The following is a 25,599-nucleotide window of genomic DNA, read 5'->3' on the forward strand; positions in this document are numbered from 1 at the left end:
CGAGCGCCGGCCAGACCGGCATCCGTGGAGAGGCCCGACCGCGGGCCGGATGGGGAGGAAGCGGTGTGGGCATCGCTGCCCACACCGCTTGCACGTCGCAAGACGTCACGTGTGAGGGCGGCATCCCATCGGGGGAACGGGATGCCGCCACGCAACTTCCGGAATCGGGGGTGGTCGGAAGTTGCGCCGCCTGAATCGAAGTTCGGCCGCACTCAGCATACGCAGGCGAGCCGCCACGCTCCAATCGAAAACGCTCGAAACGGCTGATATATCGGTGAAACCACCACCCCCACTTCCGGAGGTGGTGAATCACCGGTCGCCGTCGCTAGATTTCGGGAATCGTCCGGGACGCTGTCCCGTTCCCGCCGCAAAGGAGCGCGCAGATGAGCAGCCAGATCGACCACCTGCTGACCGAGACCCGCAGATTCGCCCCGTCCGCCGAGTTCACCGCGAACGCCATCGCCGACGCCGAGCTCTACGCCCAGGCTGACGCAGATCGGGAGGGCTTCTGGGCGGAGCAGGCCCGAGCGCTGCACTGGCACTCGCCGTTCACTGAGGTACTGGACTGGACCAACCCGCCGTTCGCGCGCTGGTTCGCCGACGGCGAGCTCAACGTGGCCTACAACTGCCTCGACCGTCATATCGAGGCCGGCAACGGCGACCGCATCGCACTGCTGTGGGAAGGCGAGCCCGGCGACGAGCGACGGATCAGCTACGCCGAACTGACCGAAGAGGTCAAGCGCGCAGCGAACGTGCTGCTCGATCTCGGGGTCGGACCCGGCGACCGCGTGGCGATCTACCTGCCGATGATCCCCGAGGCCATCGCCGCGATGCTCGCCGTGGCGCGGATCGGCGCCATCCATTCCGTGATCTTCGGCGGCTTCTCGGCCGACAGCCTGCGCTCACGCATCGACGACGCGGGCGCCAAGCTCGTCATCACCGCCGACGGCGGGTACCGCAAGGGTCGCATCTCCCCCTTGAAACCCGCCGTCGACCAGGCACTCGGCGATCGAGGGAACGGCCCTCAGGAGACGGTCGAGCATGTGCTCGTCGTCCGTCGCACCGACAACGAGGTGACATGGACCGAAGGCCGCGACGTCTGGTGGCATGATGCGGTGCCCGCGGCATCCGCCGATCACGAGGCGACGCCGTTTCCGTCCGAGAACCCGCTCTTCATCCTCTACACATCCGGAACGACGGGAAAGCCCAAGGGCATTCTGCACACCTCCGGTGGCTACCTCACCCAAGCGGCGTTCACGAACCGCGTCGTCCACGACATCCACCCGGAGACCGATGTCTTCTGGTGCACGGCCGACATCGGCTGGATCACCGGCCACTCGTACGTGACGTACGGACCGCTGGCCAACGGGGCGACCCAGGTGCTCTACGAGGGAACGCCGGACACCCCGCACCCGGGTCGCTGGTGGGAGCTCGTGGAGAAGTACGGCGTCACGATCCTCTACACCGCACCGACCGCGATCCGCTCGTTCATGAAGCTCGGTCGCGAGATCCCACAGAAGTTCGACCTGTCGTCGCTACGCCTGCTGGGCTCGGTGGGCGAGCCGATCAACCCGGAGGCGTGGATGTGGTACCGCTCGATCATCGGCCACGACACGGCGCCGATCGTCGACACGTGGTGGCAGACCGAGACCGGGGCGATCATGGTGTCGGCGCTGCCCGGCGTGACCGAGACCAAGCCCGGATCGGCGCAAGTGCCCCTGCCCGGCATCGGGGTCGACGTCGTCGATGACGAGGGCAATCATGTCGGTAGTGGAAACGGTGGGCTGCTGGTCGTCACGAAGCCGTGGCCGTCGATGCTGCGCGGCATCTGGGGCGATCCGGAGCGTTTCGTGGAGATCTACTGGGAGAAGTTCCAGGACAAGGGGTTCTACTTCGCGGGCGACGGCGCACGGCTGGATGAGGACGGTGACGTCTGGTTCTTGGGCCGCGTCGACGATGTCATGAACGTGTCGGGGCACCGACTGTCGACGACCGAGATCGAGTCGGCCCTGGTCGGCAACGACGCCGTCGCCGAGTCGGCCGTGGTGGGCGCGTCCGATGAAACAACCGGCCAAGCGGTCGTCGCCTTCTGCGTCCTGAAGGAGTCGTTCCTCAAGTCGCACGATGTCGAAGGCATCGTAGACACGCTTCGCCGGTGGGTCGGCGAGCAGATCGGCCCCATCGCGCGCCCGCGCGATGTCTACATCGTGACCGAGCTGCCCAAGACCCGCTCCGGCAAGATCATGCGACGGCTGCTCCGCGACGTCGCCGAGGGCCGCGAGGTGGGTGACACGACGACGCTGGCCGACACCATGGTCATGTCCACGATCCAGTCGAAGATCAGGAAGAAGTAGGGCGCCAGCTGTGACGGCGGCGCGGGCTCAGCTCGCGCCGCCCTCCTGTGCCGCACGACGTCGGCGGATCTCCGCTTCCAGCCGCGCTGCGTGCTCTTCGCGCTCCAAGTCCGCCAACTGCTGCTCGGTCGTCCGGGTGTCAACGGGGCGGGATGCCGGTGCGGACTCCTCCGACTCCTTCGACCACCGGCGCGGGTCGCCGAAGCTCATGGCCTCGGGAGCGCCGCCCCACTCGCGCCCGAGCGCGAACCAGAGGACCGAGCCGACGAGCGGGAGCAGGACGATGAAGATGATCCACGCGAACTTCGGCAGAAAGCGCACCTGATCGTCGCGACGCGTGATCGCGTCGATCAGGGCGAGGACCATGACCGCGAATACCAGCAGAGCGAAGATCGGCACCATCCCACTCTGTCGGCCGGCTCCGATCGGCGCAACGCCCCGGTTCTCTCCCACGCTCACGGAATCACGCGAGGTCGCACGCTCGCTCGGTGATCACACGAACGAGAAGACGACCTCGACCTCGACCGGGCTGTCCAACGGAAGCACCGGCACTCCGACCGCCGAGCGGGCGTGGCGCCCGGCCTCGCCGAAAATCTCGCCCAGCACCTCGCTGGCGCCGTTGATGACACCCGGTTGGCCGGTGAACTCGGGTACCGAGGCGACGAAACCGGTGACCTTCACCACCCCGGTGAGACGCTCGAGATCGCCGACGACCGCCGCCGCTGCCGCGAGCGCGTTGAGTGCGCTCTGCCGGGCGTAGCCCTTCGCGGCGGATGCCGCAACGAGCGGCTCCGCGTCACCGACCTTTCCCACGGCGGGCAGCACACCGCCGACCATGGGGAGCTGTCCGGAGGTGTAGACGAGGTCGCCGTGCACCACGGCCGGCACATACGCCGCCACCGGCGGCACGACAGAGGGCAGCTCGATGCCGAGCTCGGCGAGGCGGGCCGCGAGGCTCATGCGTCTTCCCCGAACTGCTGGGCGGCGACCGCGGCGGCACCCAACCCGGCGTTGGCGGCACCGCCGCCGGTGGGACGCTTGAAGTAGGCGACGAGGCCACCCTCCGGTCCAGGAACGACCTGAACGAGCTCCCAGCCCTGCTTTCCCCAGTTGTTGAGGATCGCGGCGGTGTTGTGTATCAGCAGGGGGGTCGTGAGGTATTCCCACGTGGTCATTCGAACTCCCGGAATCGGCGCGGCATGCGGGGGCGCGCCCCGGTGCACCGAGGGATCCCCCAGGGTTCTCCCTTACCATCAACCCTATGCCCCAACTCAAACGGACGGCCACCGGTGTGCTCGGCGGCCTTGCGGGACTCGTCGGTCTGAGCGCCGTGGCCGGCATCCTCATCACCGCCACCGTGACCCCCGCTATCGCTGTCTCCGGCTATGCCGCGACAAGTGCGCTCGACACGTTCGAGAACATGCCGGGCTTCCTCCAGATCGACCCGCTCATGCTGCCGACGGAGATGTACCGCAAGGACGCCAGCGGCAATGACGTCGTGATGGCCGAGTTCTACGACCAGAACCGCATCCCCGTGACGTTCGACCAGGTCAACCCGGTGATGTACGACGCGATCATCTCCAGCGAAGACAAGAACTTCTACACCCACGGCGGTGTCGATCTGCTGGGCACGGTAAGCGCTCTGGTGGGCAACGCATCGAACGGCTCCAACCGTGGTGGCTCCTCGATCACTCAGCAGTACGTGAAGAACGTGCTGCAGCAGAACTGCGAGAGCAAGGCCACCAACGACGACGAAGTGGCCGCCTGCTTCTCGTCGACCACCGCCAACGAAGGTGCGGAGGGATACCAGCGCAAGCTTCAGGAGATGCGCTACGCGATCCAGCTCGAGAAGCAGTACTCCAAGGACGAGATCCTCATCGGGTACCTCAACATCACGAACTTCGGCGGGCTCGTCTACGGCATCGGCGCCGCAGCCCAGCACTACTTCGGTGTCGCGGCATCCGATCTCACCATCGCGCAGGCGGCCACGATCGCCGGTATGGTGCAGGCGCCGAACGTCTACCGCATCGACAAGCCGGAGGGTTCGACCACCGATAAGGCCGGCAACGCGATCAACAGCGCTGCCGATGGATACTCTCTGACGCTCGATCGTCGCAACTACGTGCTCGGGCGCATGCTCGACAACGGCAAGATCTCGCGGGAAGAGTACGACGCCGCGATGGCGACGCCGATCACGCCCAACATCACCAACCGCAGCCAGGGCTGCCAGAACGCGACCGGCGCGGAGTTCTACTGCGAGTACGTGCGCACGGTTCTTCTGAAGGACCCGGCCTTCGGCGCCGACGATGACACGCGCGCGGCGAACCTTCGACGCGGTGGCATGAAGATCTACACCACGCTCGACCCGACGCTGCAGGACGAGGGGCTCAAGGCGATCTCGATCGTGCCGGCCCACGTGGACTACATGAACCTCGGCGCCTCCGCGGTGCAGGTGGAGGTCGGCACCGGCCGCATCCTCTCGATGGTCCAGAACCGTCCGTTCTCGACCGATGATGCCGCTGTGAATGCCCCCACCACCCAGGTGAATTACAACGTGCGCCAAGAGAACGGCGGCGGCGGCGGCCACTCCGCGGGCTCGACGTACAAGATCTTCAGCCTGCTGAACTGGCTCGAACAGGGCCACTCGGTCAACGAGACGCTCAACGCTCGCATCGGCCCCAAGAAGGTGGACCAGTGCGATGGCACGATCCAGAACGTGGTCGCCGGCAACAACGGCAACGGACAGATCGGAAACTTCGAGAACAATCCGGGCTACGTCGGCACGGTGTACAACTTCACGCGCGACTCGCTGAACTCCGGCTTCCTCACGATGGCGGAGAAGATCTCCGTCTGCACGACGAACCGGCTCGCGATGAAGATGGGCGTGATGACGGGCAGCGGCGGACCGCTCGACACGACGAACTTCGCGTACAACGTGCTCGGCGATCAGGCCGTCGCTCCGATCGACATGGCACAGGTCTACGCCTCCGTCGCCGCGAAGGGGTCGCTGTGCCCCTCGAAGGCGATCGACAAGGCAATCGACGCTCAGGGCAAGGACATCACCCCGCAGATCACCTGCCAGCCCGCGATGAGCGAAGCCGTCGCGGCGACGGCCGCGTACACGCTGCAGGGCGTCATGACCGGTACCGGTTCGGGTGCGCAGATCGGCGATGGCGTGCCCGTCTTCGGCAAGACCGGTATCCACGAGTACCTGCACACCTGGATGGACGGTTCGTCGACGAAGGTCGCCACCGTCGTCTGGGTCGGCAACGTCGAGGGCACCGACCTGCTGAGCGACCACTCCGAGAACGGATATGTCCTGTCGAGGATCCGCAACTCGATCTGGCCGGCGATGCAGGGGGCCGCGAACGCCAAGTACGGCGGCGACCGCTTCCCCGATCCTGATGCCGCCCTCACCAAGCGCCAGCTCACCGACCTCCCGTCGGTGATCGGAATGACCGTCGACCAGGCGCAGCAGACGCTGAGCACTGCCGGGTTCTCGGTGACCGTCGGCGACGCCGTCGACGGCACCGAGGCGGTGGGCACGGTCATCCAGCAGGATCCCGGCGCGGGCAAGGTCGCTGGCGGAACCACGGTGACGATCCGTCCCAGCAACGGTCAGGGCATCGCGGTCCCGGGCGTCAGCGGCAGACCCGCGGAAGCCGTGGCGACCCTCAAGTCGAAGGGCTTCACGAACGTCGGCCAGCAATGCACCGCGTCGCCGACGGCCTCGGATGACGGCGACGCGGTGACGGGAACCAACCCCGCCGCCGGCACCATCGTCAACCGCGCGACGCAGATCACCGTGCAGTACCAGGCAAAGAACTGCGGCGGACGCCCGTGACGCCCGGTCGTACCGCCCTCGCTGCCGTCTCGGCGGCGGGGGCGGTCGCCGTCGGTGCCACCGTCTGGGGCACCTGCATCGAGCGTTTCCTGTTCACCGTGCGCCGGCATGAGCTCGCGATTCTGCCGGCGGGTTCCCCCTCGGTGACCGTGCTGCACCTCTCCGACGCGCACATGGCGCCGTGGCAGCGCCGTAAACAGGAGTGGATCGCTCAGCTGGCAGAGCAGACCCAGCCCGATCTGGTGATCAACACCGGCGACAACCTCGGCCACGTCGATGGCCTCCTCGGCATCCGCGCCGCCTTCGACCCGCTGCGAGGCGTACCGGGGCTCTTCGTCCACGGATCGAACGACGTGTGGGGGCCGTCGGCGCGCAACCCGCTCCGGTATTTTCGCGGGCCGTCTCACGGTGCACACAGCGCCGAGCGGCTGGACACACCCGCCATGGACTCCTACTTCACCGATGATCTCGGCTGGACGAACCTGAACAACGCCGCCGCGATCGTCGACGCGGCAGGACTGCGCATCGAGGCGTTCGGCGTCAGCGACGCGCATCGCGGCTGGGATGATCTTGCGGTGCTGCCGTCCGCGATCGAGGCTGCCCGGCACCCCCGTCCCTTCCGGTCCGCTCCCGAGGCCGACCTCGTGCTCGGCGTGACACATGCGCCCTACCAGTACGTGCTGGATCGATTCGTCGAGCTCGGAGCCGATGCGATCTTCGCCGGCCACACGCACGGCGGCCAGGTGCGCATCCCGTTCTCGCCGTCGGCTCTGGTCGCCAACTGCGACATTCCCCTCGACCAAGCGCGGGGGCTCAGTTCCTGGTCCGTCGACGGCCGACGTGTCCCGTTGAACGTATCGGCCGGCCTCGGCCATTCGATCTACGCACCCGTGCGATTCGGATGCCGGCCCGAGGCGTCCGTGCTGACGCTACACGCCCGAAACTGATGAGGCGGAAGCCGCGCCTCGATTCGCTGCAATCGGCCTCGACGGGGTAGACTCGGGGGGTTGCCACGGGGTGTGGCGCAGCTTGGTAGCGCGCGTCGTTCGGGACGACGAGGCCGCAGGTTCAAATCCTGTCACCCCGACAGCAGAGAGGCTCTGCCTGGACAATCCGGGTAGGGCCTCTCTTGGCTTACTCACCGGATGGGAGCACCCGATGACCACCCCCCGCCTGATCGCTTTCGATCTCGACGACACCCTCGCGCCGTCCAAGAGCGCGATCGATCCTCGCATCGGTGAGCTGCTGCTCGAACTGGCCGCGCGGGTCGAGGTGGCCATCATCTCCGGTGGACAGTTGCAGCAGTTCCAGAGCCAGGTCGTCGATCGGCTTCCGTCTGCGGATGCCGAGACGCTCTCCCGTTTCCACCTCATGCCCACGTGCGGGACGCAGTACTACCGGCTCGAGGCCGACGGCGTCCGCACCGTCTACGCGCACGCGTTGACCGACGACGAGAAGTCGCGCGCGTTGGCCGCCGTCGAGGAAGAGGCACGCCGCCTAGGCGTGTGGGAAGCCGAGCCGTGGGGCGACATCCTCGAAGACCGTGGCTCGCAGATCACCTTCTCGGCACTCGGCCAGAGCGCGCCGCTCGAGGCGAAGATGGCGTGGGATCCCACCGGCGAGAAGAAGAACGCTCTGCGCGACGCCGTCGCCGCGCGCATCCCCGACCTCGAGGTGCGCTCGGGAGGGTCGACGTCGGTCGACATCACCCACCGCGGCATCGACAAGGCCTACGGCATGCGCAAGCTCGCCGAGGTCACCGGCATCCCGCTCGATGACATGCTCTTCGTCGGCGACCGGCTCGACGAGCACGGCAACGACTACCCCGTGCTCGCCATGGGAGTCACGTGCCAGGCGGTGGAGGGTTGGGAGCACACGGCCACGTACCTCGCCGAGCTCATCCCCACCCTGCCCGCTCGCTGAGCGCGCCCGCCCGGCTCACGCCCCAGCGATGACCGCCGTCGACGGCGCAGGCATCCCTGCGTCGGCGTAGTAGGCCGTGATGTGCGCGCGCACGAGCTCTCGCGCCCGCGCGGCGTCGCCCGCGTCGATCGCGGCGAGGATGTCGCCGTGCTCGCGGTGCAGGCGCGTCACGGTCGCGTCCCAGTCGTCGATGCGGCTGGCGCCCGTGCGGATGTAGTTCTCGATGGTGGTGCGCAAACCGGCCATCGTCGCGGCGACGACCACATTGCCGGCCGCGTCGGTGAGGCGCAGGTGGAACTGGGCATCGAGAGCCAGAAAGTCGTCGGCGCTCAGAGCGGCGTCATCCATCGCCGCGAGCGTCATGCGCGCCTCCGCGAGGTCGGGTTCGTCGAGACCCGCCAGATGGGCCACCGCCCACTCCTCCAACAGCAGCCGCGTCTCGTACACGTCGGGGATAGGGAAGCCGTGCGCGGCGACCTGCAACCGCAGCAACTGCGCCAGCCCGCCATGCGGCGTCGCCGTGACGATGGCACCGGCCGTCGGCCCTGAGCCGGTGGCGGTGCGAATGAGACCCATCACCTCGAGCACCCGCAGTGCTTCGCGAACGCTCGATCGGCCCACGCCGAGCGTGGCGGCCAATTCCCGCTCCGGCTGCAGCCGGTCGCCCGGGCCGAGCGCCCCGCTCAGCAGATCTGCTTCGATCTTCTCGAGGACCACGCGCCATGCCCGCGCCGGAGTGTTTTCCGTCGTCACTGTCCCGTCCCTGATACGCCTATATGGTCAGGCCACACTACCGCACCCCGCTCGGACCGGCAAAAACACGCCGCGCTGGGCGCTCGCCGGCTCTAGTGTCAGATCATGGATCCACTTCTGATCGTCATCGCCACCGCGGCGCTCGCGAGCGCGTTCTGCTGGGTAGCCTCGCTCATCACGAAGGACACGTCGTGGGTGGACAGGCTCTGGTCGATCGTTCCCGTCGTGTACGTCTGGATCTTCGCCGGCGCCGCGCTGGCGGAAGGGCAGGATGCTACCCGCCTCGTCCTGATGGCCGTGCTCGTGACCGCATGGGGAGCACGCCTGACCTTCAACTTCGCCCGCAAGGGCGGCTACTCGGGTATGGAGGACTACCGCTGGGCGATCCTGCGCCGACGGATGTCGCCGACGCTCTTCCCTCTCTTCAACCTGTTCTTCATCGTCGTGTACCAGATGACGCTGCTCGTGCTCATCACTCTGCCCGCTGCGGTCGCCGCGGCGCATCCGTCGGCACTGACAGCCGCCGACATCGTTCTCGCGACCCTCTTCGCCGCCTTCCTCATCGGCGAGACGGTCGCCGACCAGCAGCAGTGGCGCTTCCACGAGGCCAAGGCACGTGGGGATGCCGAGGGCTTTCTGTCCACCGGGCTTTTCGCATACAGCCGGCATCCGAACTTCTTCTTCGAACAAGCTCAGTGGTGGGCCCTCTACGCGATCGGCGCGACCGCGGCGGTGACCGGAGGCCGTGGGTTCTGGGGCGGCGCGCTGAACCCGACGATCATCGGACCGGCGCTACTCACTCTGCTGTTCGTCGGGTCCACGGTGTTCACCGAATCGATCTCGGCGAGCAAATACCCCGCCTACGCCGACTATCGCAAGACGACGTCGATGCTGATCCCGCTCCCCCGCTCGCGGACACGCCGCGCGGTCAGTTGAGGCGTCCGCCCGACTCGCGCAGGTAGCACTCTGCGCACATCGACTCGTACGTCACCTTCTCGTGCGATAGCTCATCGATGGCGACCTGGTCGCCGTCGAAGACGAACCGCCCGCCGACCAGACGCGCGTTGAACAGAGCCTTACGCCCGCACCGGCAGATGGTCTTGAGCTCTTCGAGGCTGTGGGCGAGTTCGAGCAGGCGGGCAGAGCCCGGGAACGCGCGCGTCTGGAAGTCGGTGCGAATGCCGTAGGCCAGCACCGGGATGTCGTCATCGACGACGATCCGCAACAGGTCGTCGACCTGGTCGGGGGTCAAGAACTGCGCCTCATCGATGAGGAGGCACGCCACCGCGCCGTCGTAGCGGGCCGCGTGTTCCGCGACGAGCGCTCGCAGATCGGCATCCGGAGCGATGAGGAAGTCGACCAGACGCTCCACCCCGAGACGGCTGGCGATCTTGTCGGCGCCTTTGGTGTCGATCTCAGGCTTTGCCAGCAACACGTGCTGGCCGCGTTCCTCGTAGTTGTAGGCGGCTTGAAGCAGTGCCGTCGACTTGCCGGAGTTCATCGCTCCGTAGCGGAAGTAGAGCTTGGCCATGCGGATACCGGCGCCGACTCAGCGGTTGATGCCGAGCACGCGCGCCGTCTCCGACAGCGAGGCGTCGGCGACGGCCGGGTCGCCGTTGAGCGTGGAGCCGTAGCTGGGCACGAGGCGGCGCAGCTCGGGCTCCCACTCGGCGATGCGATCGGGGAAGCAGGTCTTAACGAGGCCCAGCATGATGGATGCCGCGGTCGACGCCCCCGGTGAGGCCCCCAGGAGGCCAGCGATCGAGCCGTCGGCGGAGGTGACGACCTCGGTGCCGAACTGGAGTACGCCGCCCTTTTTCGGGTCTTTCTTCATGACCTGCGCGCGCTGGCCGGCCTGCAGCAGCTCCCAGTCTTCGTCCTTCGCCGTGGGCATGAACTCGCGGAGCGAGTCGACCTTCTTCTTGTGGTTCTTCAGCAGTTCGGTGACGAGGTATTTGATGAGACCCGGGTTGTCGACCGCGACCTTGAGCATGGGGCCGATGTTGCCGAGGCGCACCTGCGCGACGATGTCGGTGATGCGACCGTTCTTGAGGAACTTGGGGCTGAAGGTCGCGAATGGGCCGAACAGCAGCGACGCCTCGCCGTCGACGACACGCGTGTCGAGGTGCGGCACCGACATGGGCGGAGCACCCACCGAGGCCTGCGAGTAGACCTTCGCCTTGTGCTGCGCGACGATCGCGGGGTTCGAGGTCTTCAGCCACTGCCCACCGATCGGGAAGACGCCGTAGCCGGAGATCTCGGGGATGCGCGAGGACTGCAGCAGCTTGATCGCCCAGCCCCCCGCGCCGACGAACACGAAGCGCGCCGTGAGGGTGCCGGGAGTGCGGCCGAGCGCGTGCCGATAAGACACCTTCCAGGTGCCGTCGGCATTCTTGCGGAGCTTACGCACCTCGCGGTTGGTCAGCACCTCGACATCGCGCTCTTGCAGGTGTGCGAACAGCTGGCGGGTGAGCGCGCCGAAGTCGACATCGGTGCCCGCGGGAACGCGCGTGGCCGCGAAAGGCTCGTCGGACTTCTTGCGCTTCTGCATGAGCAGCGGCGCCCACTGGTTGATGACGCGCGAGTCCTCGGAGTACTCGATGCCCTCGAACAGCGGCTGCGTGCGCAGCACCTCGTAGCGCTTCTTGAGGTACGCGACGTCCTTCTCCCCCCGCACGAAGGTCATGTGAGGAGTGGCGTTGATGAAGGTCGAGGGGGCATCGAGGATGCCGCGCTCGATGAAGCTGGACCACAGCTGTCGGCTCTGCTGGAACTGCTCGTTGATCGCGACGGCCTTCGCAGGGTCGACAGAACCGTCCGCCCCCTCGGGCATGTAGTTCAACTCGCAGAGTGCCGCGTGGCCGGTGCCGGCGTTGTTCCACGCGTTGGAGGATTCCTCGGCGACCTCGCTGAGGCGCTCGAGCACGACGATCTTCCAGTCCGGCTGCAACTGCTTCAGCAGGGCTCCAAGGGTGGCACTCATGATGCCACCGCCGATCAGGACGACGTCGACGGGTTCACTCACAATGGTCCAGTCTAGGCGCGGTTTTCTCCGGCTTCCGCGACTCGCGGCATCCGCCCGCCGTCAACTCTCGCGGTTCTTTCGCCCCCGATAACGCCGAGACACGACCTGGCGCTCCGGACGACGGTGCGTCTCGGGCGCCAGGTCGTGTCTCGGCGAGGAGGGCGCGGGAGTCACACGGTCGCGGCCGGTGCGCTCAGGCGCGCAGCGACGAGTTCGGCGATCTGCACCGCGTTCAGCGCCGCACCCTTGCGGAGGTTGTCGTTGCTGATGAACAGCACGAGACCCTTGCCTTCGGGAGCGGACTGGTCGGCGCGGATGCGGCCGACGTAGCTCGGGTCGTTGCCAGCGGCCTGCAGCGGCGTCGGAACCTCTTCGAGCACGACACCGGGAGCGGATGCCAGGATCTCGCGCGCCCGCTCGGGCGTGATGTCGTCGCGGAACTCGGCGTGGATCGACAGCGAGTGCCCCGTGAAGACGGGCACGCGCACGCACGTGCCGGCGACGCGGAGGTCGGGCAGCTCGAGGATCTTGCGGCTCTCGTTGCGGAGCTTCTTCTCTTCGTCGGTCTCGTTGTCACCGTCGTCGACGAGGTTGCCGGCGAACGGGATGACGTCGAACGCGATCGGGGCGATGTACTTCTCCGGCTGCGGGAAGTCCACCGCCGAGCCATCGTGCACAAGGTCGAGCGTATTGCCCTGCGCGAGCACGCCCTCGACCTGACCGAGAAGCTCCTGCGCGCCGGCCAGACCCGAGCCCGACACCGCCTGGTAGGTGCTCACGATGAGGCGCTCGAGGCCCGCCGCGCTGTCCAGGGGCTTGAGCACGGGCATGGCTGCCATCGTGGTGCAGTTCGGGTTGGCGATGATGCCCTTGGGGGGATTCACGGTCGCGTGCGGGTTGACCTCGCTCACGACGAGCGGAACCTCGGGGTCCATGCGCCAGGCGCTGGAGTTGTCGATGACGACCGCGCCGGCCTCCGCAAAGCGCGGTGCGTGCGCGCGTGAGCCGGTCGCACCCGCGCTGAACAGCGCGATGTCGATGCCGGTCGGGTCGGCGGTGGCGACGTCTTCGATGATGATCGTCTCGCCGCCGAACTCGACGGCGGTGCCTGCGGAGCGAGCGGTGGCGAACAGGCGCAGTTCGCGAATGGGGAACGACCGCTCGGCGAGAATCTCGCGCATGACCGTGCCGACCTGTCCGGTGGCGCCGACGACGGCGACGTTCAGTCCTGAGTCAGAGATGCGGGTCATGAGGGATCCTTGCCGGTGAGTGGGGTTGAGTGATTCTATCGTCGGCCGAACACAGGCGAACGGCCGACGTCAGGAAGATGCCTGCCATATCTGCCTTCCCCGGGCAGTTCGCCTGCGCTCGGCAACGCCGGCGCCGGCGCAATGAGGAAGAGATGGCGGATGCCGCGCCGGCGATGGCTGCGGCTCAGCGGCCGGAGCCGGCGTAGACCGTCGCTTCAGTGTCGCTGTCGAGTCCGAAGGCGGTGTGCACGACCCGGGCCGCCTGGGCGAGTTCGTCGCCGCGGAGCACCACCGAGATGCGGATCTCGGACGTCGAGATCATCTCGATGTTCACGCCCGCGGTCGACAGCGCCTCGAAGAGGGTCGCCGAGACACCCGAGTGGGTGCGCATGCCGGCGCCGACCACCGAGAGTTTGCCGATCTGGTCGTCGTGCACGAGGCTCTCGAAACCGATGCCCGCCTGCGCGCCGGCGAGGGCACGCAGGGCCGTCGCGGCATCCGACTTGGGCAGCGTGAACGAGATGTCCGTGCGACCGGTGGCGGCTGCCGACACGTTCTGGACGATCATGTCGACGTTGGCACCCGACTTCGCGATCACCGTGAAGATCTCGGCGGCCTTGCCCGGCACATCGGGCACGCCGATGACGGTGATCTTGGCCTGGCCGAGATCGGTGGCGACACCGGCAACGATGGGCTCTTCCATGGTGGACTCCTCTGGGCTGTCGGGAGCGAGGCTCTCGGGAACCGTCATGCCGGGGCCGAGCACGAACGTGCCGCGGCCGGAACTGAAGGTGGAGCGGGCGTTGATCATGACACCGTGGCGCCGAGCGTATTCGACCGCCCGGATGTACAGCACCTTCGCGCCGTTTGCGGCGAGCTCCAGCATCTCCTCCGCGGAGACGACCTCGAGCTTGCGGGCCTTGGGCACCACGCGCGGGTCTGCGGTGAAGATGCCGTCGACGTCGCTGTAGATCTCGCACACATCGGCGTCGAGGGCGGCCGCCAGGGCGACGGCGGTCGTGTCGGAGCCGCCGCGGCCGAGCGTCGTGATGTCGCGGGTGTCGCGGTTGAAGCCCTGGAAGCCGGCGACGATGACGATCGCGCCCTCGTCGAGTGCTTCGCGGAGGCGCACAGGGGTGACGTCGACGATGCGCGCCGAGCCGTGATCGGCGGTCGTGATCATGCCGGCCTGACTGCCGGTGAACGAACGCGCCTCGAAGCCCATCGAGTGGATGGCCATCGCCAGCAGCGCCATCGAGATGCGCTCGCCCGAGCTGAGAAGGATGTCGAGCTCTCGGGGCGCGGGGATCGGCGCCACCTGCGCGGCCAGGTCGATGAGCTCATCGGTGGTGTCACCCATCGCACTCACCGCCACGACGACGTCGTGGCCCGCGCGACGGGCGTCGACGATGCGCTTGGCGACTCGCTTGATGCTCTCGGCGTCGGCGACGGACGAGCCGCCGTACTTCTGGACGATCAGCGCCACGTGGGGAACTCCTGAAGACAAAATCGACGGGCACTCGGATGCCGCGCCCCGCTTCCCATCCTAGGGATCGGCGCATGCTTCCCGAGCCATGTGACGGGCGGTCGGATCAGCGCCCCGCTGCAGGGCTGGCACGGGCCGCACCGTCGGTCCACCCGTCAGCCGGACGCCGATGCGCCGGCTACGGCATAGCGGTTCGCGGTGGCGGCGACATCGTCGACGTACGTGTCGAGGTGGTTGTACGCGAACACGGCGGCGCGCCAGCCCGCGGCATCCGTCATCGCGGCTGCCCCGCAGAGGTAGCGCGCCGTCGCGAGCGCTGCGTCGTCGATCTGGTTCGGGTCGGCGACACCGTCGCCGTTGCCGTCGGCACCCCACCGCGCCCAGGTGTCGGGAATGAACTGCATCGGTCCGACCGCGCGGTCCCAGATCGTGTCGCCGTCCCCGCGCCCGCCGTCGGTGTCCGCGACGGCGGCGACGCCATCACCGTCCAGGGCCGGACCGCGAATCGCCGGGCTGGGATAGCCGGTCTCGCTCAGAACCGCTCCCCCGTGCCGCCCGTGATCGGACTCGATCGACCCGATCGCGGCGACGGTGTTCCAGCCGATGCCGCACGACGGCTGTTCGGCCATGACTGTCAGCTGGGCGCCCGCATAGGCCCGGAGGGCGCGCGGCGGGATGCCGGTCGCCCTGGAGACACGCGCGAGCCAGGCGGCATCGGGCGTCGTGAGCGCGGTCCGACCAGCGGCGTCCTCGGGCGTCCGTTCTTCGGCCGCGGCCGCGGCCGCGGGGCCGGAGCCGCGGATGTCGACCGCGATCGGGGTGGGCGCCGACGCGGACGATAGTCGGACACCTTCCGTCTGCGCATCACAGATCTGAAAGCACCACGCTGCGGCCCCGACGATCCCGGCCCCGACGATGACCAGTGCCGCGCGGTCGAGCAGGTTCACCCGAAGCGGCCGTTGACGTAGTCGAAGGTGCGCGGATCTATCGGTGACGCGAACATGGCGTCGGTATCGCCGTGCTCGACGATGTGCCCCGGCTGCCCCTGCGAGGCGAGGAAGAACGCGCACTGCTGCGAGACGCGCTGAGCCTGCTGCATGTTGTGCGTGACGATGACGATCGTCACCTCCCGTGCGAGCTCGCTCATGGTCTCCTCGATGACCCGTGTGGACGTGGGGTCGAGGGCCGAGCAGGGCTCGTCCATGAGGAGAACGCGCGGCTTCACGGCGAGGGAACGTGCGATGCAGAGACGCTGCTGCTGACCGCCGGACAGGCCACCGCCGGGCGCGCGCAGGCGGTCCTTGAGTTCGCGCCAGAGCCCCGCTTTGGTGAGGCAGGTCTCGACGAGGACGTCCTTCTCACTGCGGCTCGCCCGGATTCCGGCAAGCGTGAGCCCTGCGACGACGTTGTCGTAGATCGACATCGCCGGGAACGGGTTCGGCTTCTGGAACACCATGCCGATCTTCTTGCGGGCATCCACGAGACGATGCCCGGCGTCGTAGATGTCATCGTCGTCGAGCCGGACCTCTCCGGCGAGGGATGCCGAGGGCACAAGCTCGTGCATGCGGTTGAGAATGCGCAGAAAGGTCGACTTTCCGCACCCCGACGGGCCGATCAGCGCGGTCACCTGACCGGCAGGCATCTGGAGGGAGACATCGTGGAGTACCTGGTGGTCGCCGAACCAGGCGGAGATCGAACGGGCCTCCAGCTGCGACGGAGGGATGAGCGTGGCCGCACGGGGCTGTGCGTCCGCGAACCGCTCCGCGGTTGCAGCGGCGCCTCCGAGCACAGAGACCGACGAAGCGCCGACAGAGTCAGCAGAGACCGTGTAGCTCGCGCTGCTGAGCGGCGACGGCGTGACCGTCGGCTGGGGGTCGCGGCCGGCCTTGCGACCCAGAAATCGCGACGCCTGCCCGCGCTGCGCTCGGTGCGCGGCGCGCGCGGGGACCACCGGCTCGGTGGCGGACGGTTCGACGTCTTCAGACATGAATGCTCCGAGTCACAGCAGATTGGGGAGAAGGCGAACGAGCTGATCGCACACGAAGATGCACGCCAGGATCAGGACGGGGGCGAACACGATCCAGGTCTTCTGGGGACCGACCGTTCGGAACGCCCACACGGCCGCGACCTCCGCGACGACGAGGAACTGCAGGGCGAACACGAGCGCCCAGACGGTCGAGGTGTCGGTCGCGAGCGGCTGATTCGATGCGGCCAGGGTGATCGGCGTGGTCTGACGGGCGCCGGCCGGCTGTCCTTTGTCGACCAATCGCGCGTCGATGTAGGCGATGCCCGACGGCGCGAACGGCGCGCCGCGGGCAGTCATCAGGATGAGGCGGCTCTCGCCGCGCGCCGGCGCCGGCGGCGTAGGGTCACCGGCATAGCGCACGCCGAGAACCTCGAACGTGCTCAGACCTTGTCGAGCAGACGGATGCCCCGCGCGAACGCCTCCGGGGAGGTGACGGAGGCTCGCTCCGACGGGTCGAACATGATGTTCGCCGGGCTGACGTCGCGGTGCACGACGCCCGACGCATGGACGGCGGTGAGCGCGTCGAGAACCGTTCGTCCGAGGACCACGGCGTCCGCGAGGTCGAGGGCACCGCGTTCTCGAACGTGGTCGGCGAGACTCACACCCGGCACCAGCTCCATCGCGATCCACACGACGGGTGGATCGCGGCTGTCGACTCCGGCGTCGTAAATCTGCGCGAGGTTCGGGTGCACGATCGCCTGTGCCGCACGCACCTCTTCGAAGAACGCGTCCACGGCCTCGGGACCGTGTGCCAGATGCGCGTGCAGCAGTTTGAGAGCGACCGTGCCCCCGGTGTGCACGTCGTCGGCTTCGAACACCGACGCCGTTCCTCCGCTGCCGAGCAGGCGGCGCAGGTGGAACCGTCCAGCGACGAGTCCGGCGGTCATAGAAGGATGAGCGGGTCGTGTGGCTCCCTCAGCACGGGCACCGGCCCGGCGGAAAGATCACGCATCAGGCGCACGGCCAATTCCGCCGCGCTTTCCGCCGCGGATCGTTTCTCGTAGCGACGTGCCCCCATCATCAGGAGCTGATCGCCCGCGCTGACGAACCACCCGGTGCTGCGCAATCGCGGCGCCGGACTGGTGTGGATCTCGAACGCGTCCGTCATGCGCAACAGCGCCTTCAGGTCTGACTTCGCCGACGCCTCGTCCCCGAATACGCGGCATCCGCGGGCGATCTCGCGACGATTCTCGCTGACCAGGCGCCATGCCAGGGCCGGTGCGGATGCTGTCAGGCGTTCCTGATTGGTGCGAAGTGCGGTGCCGAGGCTGCTGTTCTCCGCGATCTCCGCCACAACGCGCATCCACTCGAGCGCGATCTTGTGTCCGGCAGAGGGAAAGTGCGCGTAGAGAAGCCGCGCGGACATGATTCTCCCTTTCGCGAGACCGGAGTTCGTGCGCACGGCCGCGATCGAAGAGTGTCGGCCCTGAACGACGCTCTCCCGTCGCGCGGATGAACGCACGGCATCGATCTCTCGGACGAGAGGTTGCCAGCGTGCCGTGTCGCTACAGCGCGACCGGCGGCAGCGGCTCGTCGCTGCGGTGCCGTGGGCGCAGGCGTCCCCCGCTGGCCGCGAACCAGCAGCCGATGATCACGAGCGGAAAGCCGAGGAGCAACCCGGGCGACAGGGGCTCGCCCAGCAGAAGGACGCCCAGAAGGATCGCGACGATCGGGTTCACGTAGGTGAACAGCGGGGCACGCACCGGGCCGACCTCGCCGATGAGAGCGAAGAAACCGAGGAACGCCAGTGCCGTGCACAGGATGCCGAGCGCAACGAGCGACAGGCCGCTGCGCACCGTCGGCAGCTCGTGCTGGGTCAGCAGAGCGAACGGGAGGTAGGCCACGCCCACGGCGAGAAGAGAAAGCGTGATCGTGCCGAGCGACGGCACGTGGGCGAGTTTGGTGGCGATGATGAACGGCGCTGTGGCGTACAGCACGGCCACGAGCAGCACCTGACCGATGGCACCCAGCGCCGGGGCCGGCTCGGCGACGGCGAGCCCCGGCCCGGCGACGATCACCACGAGACCGGCGAAACCCACGACGAGACCGATCGCTCGCGCGGGCGAGAGGACCGACCGATCGCCGCGCACGAGAGCGATGCCCGTCGCGAAGAGCGGCACCGTCGCGACGAGCAGTCCAGTGAGACCGGACGGCAGGGTCTGCTCCGCGTGCCCGAGTAGCAGGAATGGGCCCGCCATCTCGATCGCTCCGAACGCAAGCACCCACGGCCAGACAGCGAGAGCCGGGCGCAGGGCGCGGCGGTGCAGTGCGATCGGCAGCAGGATCGCGGCGCCCAGGAGGGTCCGCCCCGCGACGATCGCGGCGGGTGACAGCGAGTCGACCGCCCCTTTGATGAACAGGTACGGAATGCCCCACAGCACTGCCATCAGCCCGTAGGGGGCCCACGCGCGGCCGGAAACGGCCGCTGACATCAGATGCTCCGACGCCCCTCGAACGCCCGACCCAGTGTGACCTCGTCCGCGTATTCGAGATCGCCACCCACGGGAAGGCCCGACGCGAGGCGGGTGACGCTGATCTCGAGGGTGTGCAGCAAGCGGCTGAGGTAGGTCGCGGTTGCTTCCCCCTCGAGGTTCGGGTTGGTGGCGAGGATCACTTCCTGCACGGTGCCGTCGGCCAGACGCTGCATGAGTTGCGTGATGCGCAGATCGTCGGGGCCGATGCCCGCGATGGGACTGATCGCTCCACCGAGCACGTGATACAGACCGCGGAACTCGCGGGTGCGCTCGATCGCGGAGACGTCTTTCGCGTCTTCGACGACGCAGATGAACGTGGGATCGCGGCGCGGGTCACGGCAGATCGCGCACCGCTCCTGCTCGCTCACGTTGCCGCAGATCTCGCAGAAGCGCACGCGTGCACGCAGTTCACCGAGCAGCTGCGACAGACGCGCGACGTCGAAGGTGGGCGTCTGCAGGATGTGGAAGGCGATGCGCTGCGCCGACTTCGGGCCGATGCCGGGGAGGCGCCCGAACTCGTCGATCAGGTCTTGGACGATGCCGTCATACATGGATCAGTTGAACCTCGTCGGGGGCGCGTAGGGCTCTTCGCGCACGAACGTCGCACCCAGCACCTGGCGCACCACGGCTTCGCCGACCCGCTCGATACCTCCGGCGCGCGGGGCGCGGGGGGGCGCGGTGCGCTCGACGGCGACCGGCGCCCGCGGTGGGATCGGGGCGTCCTCGATCGGTGGCGGGAACTCGTCGTCGTCGGGCGCGTCGTCGTCGGTGTAGGCATACGCCGACGGAGCGGGCGATTCCACCTCCTCGCGCGGCATGGTGAGCGTGCGGACGGGGGCAGGGGCGGCGGAGACGTCTTCGGGTTCATCGTCGACCGCGAGCCCGACCGCCATCGTCGCCGCGGAGGCGGCGGGGTCAGTGGGGTCGGTGGGAATGGGGGCGACGGCCCACTCGGTGACGGGAGCTGCCGACGCCGACGCCACCGAGGGCGCCGCAGCGCCGCGCCCGACGGATCCGCTCGGTCGACCAGAGGAGCCGCCCGACGGTGAGGCCGGGGGCGCGGAGGGGGGCGCGGACGGCGCGGGCTCGCCACCCTCGACGGGTGCCGAGGGGCCGACGGGTGGGTCGGCGTCGAAGCGGGCGACATACTTCACACGGATGCCGAGGACCTCACGGATCGCGCCGCGCAGGTCTTCGCTGGGGCCCTTCCCCGCGGCGAGTTTCTTGAACGCGGCGACGTCCGCCTGGGTGCGGAAGCTCAGGGTGAGCACCTCATCGGCATACGCCACCGCAGTAGCGTCGGTGGCGATCATCCACGACGAGCGGCTCACCGGCTCGAGCCGCTGCAGAATTTCAGGCCAGGCGTCGCTGATCTGCGCGAGCGTGACCGGCCCGGAGGGCGTCACCGGCGCTGGCGCCTCGACCGCGGGCGGGACCTGGGGCTCGGGCTCGGGACGTTTCGACTCGGTCGCTGCGCTCTCTCGCTCAACGACCGGGGCGGGAGGAGCCGGGGTCGAGGCGGAGGCGGGCGCGACGGCCGGAGCGGGCGACGTCGCGGTGGCGCCGGTGTGGGCGAGGACGCGGGCGACGAGCAGCTCGAGCTGCAGGCGCGGCGACGTGGCACCGCTCATGTCGTCGAGAGCACCGACGACGAGATCGGCGATGCGCGAGAGCCGGTCGGTACCGAACGCAGACGCCTGGCGCCCCATCCGCTCCAGTTCGTCGGCCGGGATGCCGCGGAGCACGGCTCCCGCCCCCTCCCCCGTGGCGGCCACGATGATGAGGTCGCGGAGGCGTTCGAGAAGGTCGTCGACGAAACGGCGGGGATCCTGCCCTGTCTGAACCACGCGATCGATCGCCGCGAACGCCGCACCGGCGTCGTGGGCGGAGAACGCCGTGACGACCTCGTCGAGCAGAGCGGCGTGCGTGTATCCCAACAGCGACACGGCGCGCTCGTACCGCACGATCGCCGTATCGGAACCCTCGACAGGGTCGGAACCGGCGATGAGCTGATCGAGCAAAGACAGGGTGTCGCGAGGCGAGCCGCCGCCGGCGCGAACGACGAGCGGAAGCACACCGGCCTCGGTCTGCACACCTTCCTGCGCGCACAACTGCTCGACGTATTCGAGCATGGCGGCAGGGGCGACGAGCCGGAACGGATAGTGGTGGGTGCGCGAGCGGATCGTACCGATGACCTTCTCGGGCTCCGTCGTGGCGAAGATGAACTTGACATGCTCGGGCGGCTCTTCGACGAGCTTGAGCAGCGCATTGAATCCCTGAGCGGTGACCATGTGCGCTTCGTCGAGGATGAAGATCTTGAACCGGTCGCGCGCTGGGGCGAAGATCGCGCGTTCGCGCAGGTCACGGGCGTCGTCGACGCCGTTGTGGGATGCCGCGTCGATCTCGACGACGTCGAGTGATCCGCTGCCGCCGCGGCTGAGCTCGACGCAGCTGTCACAGACGCCGCACGGGGTGTCGGTGGGGCCGGCCGCGCAGTTCAAGCACCGCGCCAAGATGCGGGCCGACGTCGTCTTTCCACATCCGCGCGGCCCGCTGAACAGGTAGGCGTGTCCGACGCGATCACCGCGCAGCGCCGTCATCAACGGATCGGTGACCTGCGCCTGCCCGATCATCTCGCCGAACGTCTCCGGACGGTAGCGGCGGTACAGGGCGGTGGTCACCCCAACAGACTACGGCGTGGCACCGACACGGGGGCACGGGAACATCCGCACCGCCCGGGCGTTGTGCTGAGCATGACCAGCGTTCTGCCCGCCCGTGCGGTGGACGTCGTCGTCATCGGCGCCGGGCAGGCCGGACTCTCGGCCGCCTATCACCTGCGGCGGCGGGGCTTCGTGCCCTCACCCGGCGACGGGACGGCCCCGACCTTCGTGGTGCTCGACGCCGACACCGCGCCGGGCGGCGCCTGGCAGCACCGCTGGCGCTCGCTGCGCATGGCGACGGTCAACGGCATCCACGAGCTGCCCGGCGCGCCGGTGCCGCCGGCCGATCCTGCGGCGGCCAGCCGGGATGTCCTTCCGGCCTACTTCGCCGACTACGAGCGGCGCTTCGACCTGCGGGTCCACCGCCCCGTCGTCGTCAGGGCGGTGCGCCGCGTCGACGACGATCCCCACGGTCTTCTCGAAGTCGACACCGACCAGGGCATGTGGTGGGCGGGTCACGTCATCAACGCGACAGGGACCTGGCGACGTCCGTTCTGGCCGCACTACCCCGGCCAGGACGACTTCGCCGGTCGCCAACTGCACGTGCACGACTACGCGACATCCGACGAGTTCGTCGGGCGTCGCGTCATCATCGTGGGCGCGGGCGTGTCGGCCGTGCAGCTGCTCGAGGAGATCTCCCGCGTCGCCGACACGTTCTGGGTGACGCGGCGCGAGGTGCGGTGGGATGCCGCCGAATTCGACACGGCCGCACGCGTGGCGGCGATCGCGGGGGTCGAGGAGCGCGTGCGCCGCGGCGAAGCGCCGGGCAGCGTGATCTCGGTGACCGGTCAGCACTGGACGCCCTGGGCACGGGCGGCGAACGAGCGGGGTGTGCTGGTGCGGCATCCGATGTTCACGCGCATCGAAGAGCACGGCGTGCGCATGCCGGATGGGACGTTCGAACCCGCCGACGTGATCCTTTGGGCCACCGGCTTTCGCGCCGACATCGCCCACCTGGCCCCGCTGGGGCTGCGCACGGCGGCCGGAGGAGTCCGCGTCGCGAACGGACGCGCGCTCGATGAGCCCCGACTATTCCTCATCGGCTACGGCCCGTCGCAGTCGACGGTGGGCGCCAACCGCGCCGGCCGCGACGCGGTGCGGGCGATCGTCGCCGACCGTGCGGCCGCCGTCGCGGAGTCGGAGACCGTCACGCCCGTCGGTCGGTGACGACAGCTCAGGACGTCGAAGGCACCGCCGCCGCGAGCGCCATGATCGCTGCCGATGACGCCATGGCGAGGTACTGCGCGCGATCGAGCCTCGAGCGGGCGCGGGTGGCGACGACGACCGAGCCGATCACATAGGCGAACGTCAGCGTCACCCCGACGGCGGGCAGACCCGCGATCGACGCTCCGTGATGGTGACCGCCCGCGACCGCCGCACCGTCGCCCACCATCGCGAGCAGGAGCGTCGCCATCACGATGAGTCCGCTTCCCGTGTGCACGCCCATGACGGCACCGGTCGCGGATCCCGTGAGCGACGCCGGGCCGTGCGCGCCCCCGCCGGGCAGGGGCATCGCACGCGGCGAGCGGGCTCGGCCGCGCAGCACGGCCAGGATCAGCGCGGTGGCGAGCAGCACAGCGGACCACCACACGGTCGGCACGAGCCGACCGAACGCCGTGTCCGCCATCGCGGCCATCATGATGACGGCGGCTGCGAATTCGAGGGCGCGGGCCCGCCGCCGATCGGCTGCGAGACAGCACAGGCCGAAGGCGGCGGGCACGAGCGAGAGCAGATGCAGGCTCACAACGTCAGCCGTGGTGGTCGTGCCCGTGGTGGTCATGCCCGTGACCGCCATGCCCGTGACCGGGCGCGCAGTGCGCGGACACGGGCGCCGGCACGTGCAGCGCGGGGTTGCGCTCGAAGAAGTTGTACGGCTTGAGCGTGAACTTGGCGTAGTCCATCGGCATGACCGGCCAGTCCTCGTTGCGCGGAAAATGCGTGAGCCCGAACGTGTGCCACAGCACCAGGTCTTCGCCCACGAGCGGCTCATCGCCCGCGATGAAGGCCGGGATGCCGGCGCCGCCCGGGTGCTGGTTGACGAAGTCGCCCGCGGCGTAGCGCTCATCGGGGTCGTACTTCGTCACGAAGAGGTTCTTCGTCGCGAACGTCGCACGGGCGGCGATCGACGATGCATCGTCGGCCAGCAGCACGGGCGTCTCCGTCGGGAACAGCACGTACGACGTCGGCTGGCCGAGCGACGTGGTGTGCTCGGTCGAGGCGATCTGCCACACGCGGTTCACGGCACCGTCCGCGACGCGTCCGGAGACCATTTCCGAGGTGATCGGGGTGACCTTCTTCGTGAAGGCGTTGCCTGCGGCGTTCGTCGCAGAGATCGGCACACGGACGGCGTCGATCTCGTTCACGACGTTCGCCAGTCCATCCACGGTCATGTCCAGTCGCGCCGAGAAGAGGTGCTGATGATAGGGCGCGCCCAATCCGGGCGCGACCTGCGATGCGAACGGGTAGTCCTCCCCCGGGTAGGCGGACGTGAAGAGGATGCCGGTGAGCTTCGCCTCGCACTCGATAGTGCCGTCGAGGTACAGGTACCAGAAAAAGCCGTAGTCGTAGTTGCCGACGGTGGTGAAGAACGAGATGACGAGCCGGCGCTGGCGGCGCACTTCACTCGATCCGGTGAAGATGTCGGTGTGCTTCCAGAGCGAACCGAAGTCCTCCTCGTGCATGCACACGGCATTGCGGACGGTGCGGGGCGCCCCCAGCTCGTCGGAGAGCACGGCGTCTACGTACGTGATGTCACCGACGCAGTCGCAGCCCAGCTCGAGTTCGTTCGTATACCGGCCGAAGAGGTACTCACCGGTGTCGAAGTAGTTCTGCCAGAAGCGGTTGGGAGCCGGGTCGGCGTAAGGGACGACCATCTCGCTGATCGATCCGCGGTACATGACCGGCCTCCCTTGGAAACTCAGCTGACGAAGGATCAGGCCCTCGCGAGTGTCGAAACCGATGCGGAGGTCCCAGTCACCCCAGGTGACGTGCTCGTGCTGCACGGTGAAGCTGGCGCCCTCGGGCTGGGTGATCACAATGGGCTTCAGCCCCTCCAACGGCGCGCCCTGCAACTCGGGGTCGTCGAAGTTGCCGCTGGTCTCGGGAACGGCGAAACCGGGGGTATCGACGATCTCGATGACGCGACGAGCGGCGACGTCGATGTACGCGGTGAGCCCGTCCACGGGGTGCGCCCAGGGGTGATCGGCAGGGTGGTCCTGCCGGAAGGCGAAAGTGCGCAGGATGCGCCTTCCCTCCTCGGCCGGGTAGCCGTAGTGGCCGGCGGAGAGCGGAACCAGGACGACCTCATCGACGCTGAGACCTCGGGCGGCGAGCGCCGCCAGCCATCCGTCGTCCGCATTGGCGATCAGTCCCACCTCCTCGAACTCTGCATCGAGGATCGGCAACTGGCCGCCGGTGCCGTCGAGCACGGTTTCACGAACCACGGCCCCGCTGGCGAGCGAGATCAGCAGATCGGTGGAACGCGTGGAACTCATGTCGAGCACCTGCACACGCGCCCGCCGTTCGGGAAGCAGCCCGCCCGCCTCCCAGGCGAGGATCGCGTCCTTCGCGGGCTCTTCGAGCCCGACATATGCGAATCGCAGCCGATCGGTGGTGGTGGGAAGGGCGAGCACGACCGCGCGCACCGCCTCGATCTCTGCCGCGGTCAGGGAAGACAGCGGGTGCGCGGGAGCGGCGGGGGCGGTGAACCCGCTCGCGGTGACGTCGGTGAGGGTCATGAGAGAT

24 protein-coding genes and 1 tRNA gene are annotated in these 25,599 nt (G+C 68.4%); 7 read left to right on the forward strand and 18 right to left on the reverse strand.

The genetic code is table 11. The features are described from left to right. Positions 1-383: 383 nt before the first annotated feature. Positions 384-2,354, forward strand: coding sequence for an acetate--CoA ligase (gene acs, locus ITJ43_RS12450; RefSeq protein WP_194584171.1), 1,971 nt, complete (start codon positions 384-386; stop codon positions 2,352-2,354). A 27-nt stretch (positions 2,355-2,381) separates the two neighbouring features. Here the strand turns inward: acs and ITJ43_RS12455 are convergent, their stop codons facing one another. The 3 genes from ITJ43_RS12455 to ITJ43_RS12465 all read right to left on the reverse strand — a co-directional run bounded on the left by ITJ43_RS12455 (position 2,382) and on the right by ITJ43_RS12465 (position 3,529). Next, the gene (locus ITJ43_RS12455; RefSeq protein ID WP_228495882.1) at positions 2,382-2,756 is read right to left on the reverse strand and encodes a PLD nuclease N-terminal domain-containing protein; all 375 of its coding nucleotides are present in this window, start codon (positions 2,754-2,756) and stop codon (positions 2,382-2,384) included. A gap of 90 nt (positions 2,757-2,846) precedes the next feature. Further along, a complete protein-coding gene (locus ITJ43_RS12460; protein ID WP_194584173.1) occupies positions 2,847-3,314 on the reverse strand; it encodes a RidA family protein in 468 nt (155 codons plus the stop codon). Further along, positions 3,311-3,529, reverse strand: a complete 219-nt coding sequence (locus ITJ43_RS12465; protein ID WP_194584174.1) for a DUF4177 domain-containing protein — start codon at positions 3,527-3,529, stop codon at positions 3,311-3,313. Before ITJ43_RS12465 ends, ITJ43_RS12460 begins: the two co-directional genes overlap by 4 nt. An 86-nt stretch (positions 3,530-3,615) precedes the next feature. On the opposite strand from ITJ43_RS12465, the gene ITJ43_RS12470 reads away from it, so the two are divergent. From ITJ43_RS12470 to ITJ43_RS12485, 4 genes are all read left to right on the forward strand, one after another. Beyond that, positions 3,616-6,198, forward strand: coding sequence for a transglycosylase domain-containing protein (locus tag ITJ43_RS12470; protein WP_194584175.1), 2,583 nt, complete (start codon positions 3,616-3,618; stop codon positions 6,196-6,198). Beyond that, entirely contained in the window at positions 6,195-7,145 is a 951-nt protein-coding gene (locus tag ITJ43_RS12475; RefSeq protein ID WP_194584176.1) for a metallophosphoesterase, read from the forward strand. The genes ITJ43_RS12470 and ITJ43_RS12475 overlap by 4 nt, the downstream gene beginning before the upstream one ends. Before the next feature lie 66 nt (positions 7,146-7,211). Then, positions 7,212-7,285 (forward strand) — tRNA-Pro (locus ITJ43_RS12480). Between the two features lie 71 nt (positions 7,286-7,356). After that, positions 7,357-8,121, forward strand: a complete 765-nt coding sequence (locus ITJ43_RS12485; protein ID WP_194584177.1) for an HAD-IIB family hydrolase — start codon at positions 7,357-7,359, stop codon at positions 8,119-8,121. Positions 8,122-8,136: 15 nt separating this feature from the next. On the opposite strand, the gene ITJ43_RS12490 is transcribed toward ITJ43_RS12485, so the two are convergent. Next, positions 8,137-8,874 carry a FadR/GntR family transcriptional regulator gene (locus tag ITJ43_RS12490; protein ID WP_194584178.1) on the reverse strand — a complete coding sequence of 246 codons (738 nt, stop codon included), beginning with the start codon at positions 8,872-8,874 and terminating at the stop codon, positions 8,137-8,139. A 105-nt stretch (positions 8,875-8,979) separates the two neighbouring features. Here ITJ43_RS12490 and ITJ43_RS12495 point away from each other — a divergent pair, with 105 nt between their 5' ends. Beyond that, positions 8,980-9,810 carry a DUF1295 domain-containing protein gene (locus ITJ43_RS12495; RefSeq protein WP_194584179.1) on the forward strand — a complete coding sequence of 277 codons (831 nt, stop codon included), beginning with the start codon at positions 8,980-8,982 and terminating at the stop codon, positions 9,808-9,810. On the opposite strand, the gene ITJ43_RS12500 is transcribed toward ITJ43_RS12495, so the two are convergent. The 12 genes from ITJ43_RS12500 to ITJ43_RS12555 all read right to left on the reverse strand — a co-directional run bounded on the left by ITJ43_RS12500 (position 9,803) and on the right by ITJ43_RS12555 (position 21,816). Beyond that, complete coding sequence (locus ITJ43_RS12500) at positions 9,803-10,405, reverse strand: thymidine kinase (protein WP_194584180.1); 603 nt, start codon at positions 10,403-10,405, stop codon at positions 9,803-9,805. The two genes, ITJ43_RS12495 and ITJ43_RS12500, sit on opposite strands and share 8 nt — an antisense overlap. A gap of 18 nt (positions 10,406-10,423) precedes the next feature. Beyond that, entirely contained in the window at positions 10,424-11,857 is a 1,434-nt protein-coding gene (mqo, locus tag ITJ43_RS12505; protein ID WP_267238051.1) for a malate dehydrogenase (quinone), read from the reverse strand. A 212-nt stretch (positions 11,858-12,069) separates the two neighbouring features. Further along, positions 12,070-13,149, reverse strand: coding sequence for an aspartate-semialdehyde dehydrogenase (locus tag ITJ43_RS12510; RefSeq protein WP_194584182.1), 1,080 nt, complete (start codon positions 13,147-13,149; stop codon positions 12,070-12,072). 184 nt (positions 13,150-13,333) lie between these two features. After that, positions 13,334-14,635, reverse strand: coding sequence for an aspartate kinase (locus tag ITJ43_RS12515; RefSeq protein ID WP_194584183.1), 1,302 nt, complete (start codon positions 14,633-14,635; stop codon positions 13,334-13,336). A 155-nt stretch (positions 14,636-14,790) separates the two neighbouring features. Continuing rightward, positions 14,791-15,582 (reverse strand): lytic transglycosylase domain-containing protein, encoded by a 792-nt coding sequence (locus ITJ43_RS12520; RefSeq protein ID WP_194584184.1) that lies wholly within the window; start codon positions 15,580-15,582, stop codon positions 14,791-14,793. Beyond that, on the reverse strand, positions 15,579-16,358 hold the full coding sequence (locus tag ITJ43_RS12525; protein ID WP_416361078.1) for a phosphate ABC transporter ATP-binding protein: 780 nt from the start codon (positions 16,356-16,358) through the stop codon (positions 15,579-15,581). The genes ITJ43_RS12520 and ITJ43_RS12525 overlap by 4 nt, the downstream gene beginning before the upstream one ends. A 276-nt stretch (positions 16,359-16,634) precedes the next feature. Then, the gene (locus ITJ43_RS12530; RefSeq protein WP_228495860.1) at positions 16,635-16,958 is read right to left on the reverse strand and encodes a hypothetical protein; all 324 of its coding nucleotides are present in this window, start codon (positions 16,956-16,958) and stop codon (positions 16,635-16,637) included. An 83-nt stretch (positions 16,959-17,041) separates the two neighbouring features. Beyond that, complete coding sequence (locus ITJ43_RS12535) at positions 17,042-17,548, reverse strand: serine/threonine-protein kinase (protein WP_194584185.1); 507 nt, start codon at positions 17,546-17,548, stop codon at positions 17,042-17,044. After that, positions 17,545-17,955, reverse strand: a complete 411-nt coding sequence (locus ITJ43_RS12540) for a hypothetical protein (RefSeq protein WP_194584186.1) — start codon at positions 17,953-17,955, stop codon at positions 17,545-17,547. The genes ITJ43_RS12535 and ITJ43_RS12540 overlap by 4 nt, the downstream gene beginning before the upstream one ends. A gap of 211 nt (positions 17,956-18,166) precedes the next feature. Then, positions 18,167-19,093, reverse strand: coding sequence for a DMT family transporter (locus tag ITJ43_RS12545; protein ID WP_194584187.1), 927 nt, complete (start codon positions 19,091-19,093; stop codon positions 18,167-18,169). After that, a complete protein-coding gene (recR, locus tag ITJ43_RS12550; RefSeq protein WP_194584188.1) occupies positions 19,093-19,686 on the reverse strand; it encodes a recombination mediator RecR in 594 nt (197 codons plus the stop codon). The genes ITJ43_RS12545 and recR overlap by 1 nt, the downstream gene beginning before the upstream one ends. Before the next feature lie 3 nt (positions 19,687-19,689). Beyond that, entirely contained in the window at positions 19,690-21,816 is a 2,127-nt protein-coding gene (locus ITJ43_RS12555; RefSeq protein ID WP_194584189.1) for a DNA polymerase III subunit gamma and tau, read from the reverse strand. A 72-nt stretch (positions 21,817-21,888) separates the two neighbouring features. Between ITJ43_RS12555 and ITJ43_RS12560 the strand changes: the two genes are divergently transcribed. After that, a complete protein-coding gene (locus ITJ43_RS12560) occupies positions 21,889-23,022 on the forward strand; it encodes an NAD(P)-binding domain-containing protein (protein WP_194584190.1) in 1,134 nt (377 codons plus the stop codon). A gap of 7 nt (positions 23,023-23,029) precedes the next feature. On the opposite strand, the gene ITJ43_RS12565 is transcribed toward ITJ43_RS12560, so the two are convergent. Both ITJ43_RS12565 and ITJ43_RS12570 read right to left on the reverse strand, forming a co-directional pair. Further along, a complete protein-coding gene (locus ITJ43_RS12565) occupies positions 23,030-23,635 on the reverse strand; it encodes a hypothetical protein (protein WP_194584191.1) in 606 nt (201 codons plus the stop codon). Continuing rightward, positions 23,604-25,592 carry a primary-amine oxidase gene (locus ITJ43_RS12570; RefSeq protein ID WP_194584192.1) on the reverse strand — a complete coding sequence of 663 codons (1,989 nt, stop codon included), beginning with the start codon at positions 25,590-25,592 and terminating at the stop codon, positions 23,604-23,606. Before ITJ43_RS12570 ends, ITJ43_RS12565 begins: the two co-directional genes overlap by 32 nt. Positions 25,593-25,599 lie beyond the last annotated feature (7 nt).

This window comes from Microbacterium sp. VKM Ac-2870 (assembly GCF_015350795.1).
Taxonomy (GTDB): Bacteria; Actinomycetota; Actinomycetes; order Actinomycetales; family Microbacteriaceae; genus Microbacterium.

Coding starts and splice junctions, on each gene's coding strand:
- ITJ43_RS12470 (WP_194584175.1), top strand. CDS start 3,616: ATGCCCCAACTCAAACGGACGGCCACCGGTGTGCTCGGCGGCCTTGCG.
- ITJ43_RS12535 (WP_194584185.1), bottom strand. CDS start 17,548: ATGACCGCCGGACTCGTCGCTGGACGGTTCCACCTGCGCCGCCTGCTC.
- ITJ43_RS12500 (WP_194584180.1), bottom strand. CDS start 10,405: ATGGCCAAGCTCTACTTCCGCTACGGAGCGATGAACTCCGGCAAGTCG.
- ITJ43_RS12510 (WP_194584182.1), bottom strand. CDS start 13,149: ATGACCCGCATCTCTGACTCAGGACTGAACGTCGCCGTCGTCGGCGCC.
- ITJ43_RS12485 (WP_194584177.1), top strand. CDS start 7,357: ATGACCACCCCCCGCCTGATCGCTTTCGATCTCGACGACACCCTCGCG.
- ITJ43_RS12495 (WP_194584179.1), top strand. CDS start 8,980: ATGGATCCACTTCTGATCGTCATCGCCACCGCGGCGCTCGCGAGCGCG.
- acs (WP_194584171.1), top strand. CDS start 384: ATGAGCAGCCAGATCGACCACCTGCTGACCGAGACCCGCAGATTCGCC.
- mqo (WP_267238051.1), bottom strand. CDS start 11,857: ATGAGTGCCACCCTTGGAGCCCTGCTGAAGCAGTTGCAGCCGGACTGG.
- ITJ43_RS12545 (WP_194584187.1), bottom strand. CDS start 19,093: ATGTCAGCGGCCGTTTCCGGCCGCGCGTGGGCCCCCTACGGGCTGATG.
- ITJ43_RS12530 (WP_228495860.1), bottom strand. CDS start 16,958: ATGACTGCCCGCGGCGCGCCGTTCGCGCCGTCGGGCATCGCCTACATC.
- ITJ43_RS12465 (WP_194584174.1), bottom strand. CDS start 3,529: ATGACCACGTGGGAATACCTCACGACCCCCCTGCTGATACACAACACC.
- ITJ43_RS12565 (WP_194584191.1), bottom strand. CDS start 23,635: ATGACCACCACGGGCACGACCACCACGGCTGACGTTGTGAGCCTGCAT.
- recR (WP_194584188.1), bottom strand. CDS start 19,686: ATGTATGACGGCATCGTCCAAGACCTGATCGACGAGTTCGGGCGCCTC.
- ITJ43_RS12460 (WP_194584173.1), bottom strand. CDS start 3,314: ATGAGCCTCGCGGCCCGCCTCGCCGAGCTCGGCATCGAGCTGCCCTCT.
- ITJ43_RS12560 (WP_194584190.1), top strand. CDS start 21,889: ATGACCAGCGTTCTGCCCGCCCGTGCGGTGGACGTCGTCGTCATCGGC.
- ITJ43_RS12570 (WP_194584192.1), bottom strand. CDS start 25,592: ATGACCCTCACCGACGTCACCGCGAGCGGGTTCACCGCCCCCGCCGCT.
- ITJ43_RS12455 (WP_228495882.1), bottom strand. CDS start 2,756: ATGGTGCCGATCTTCGCTCTGCTGGTATTCGCGGTCATGGTCCTCGCC.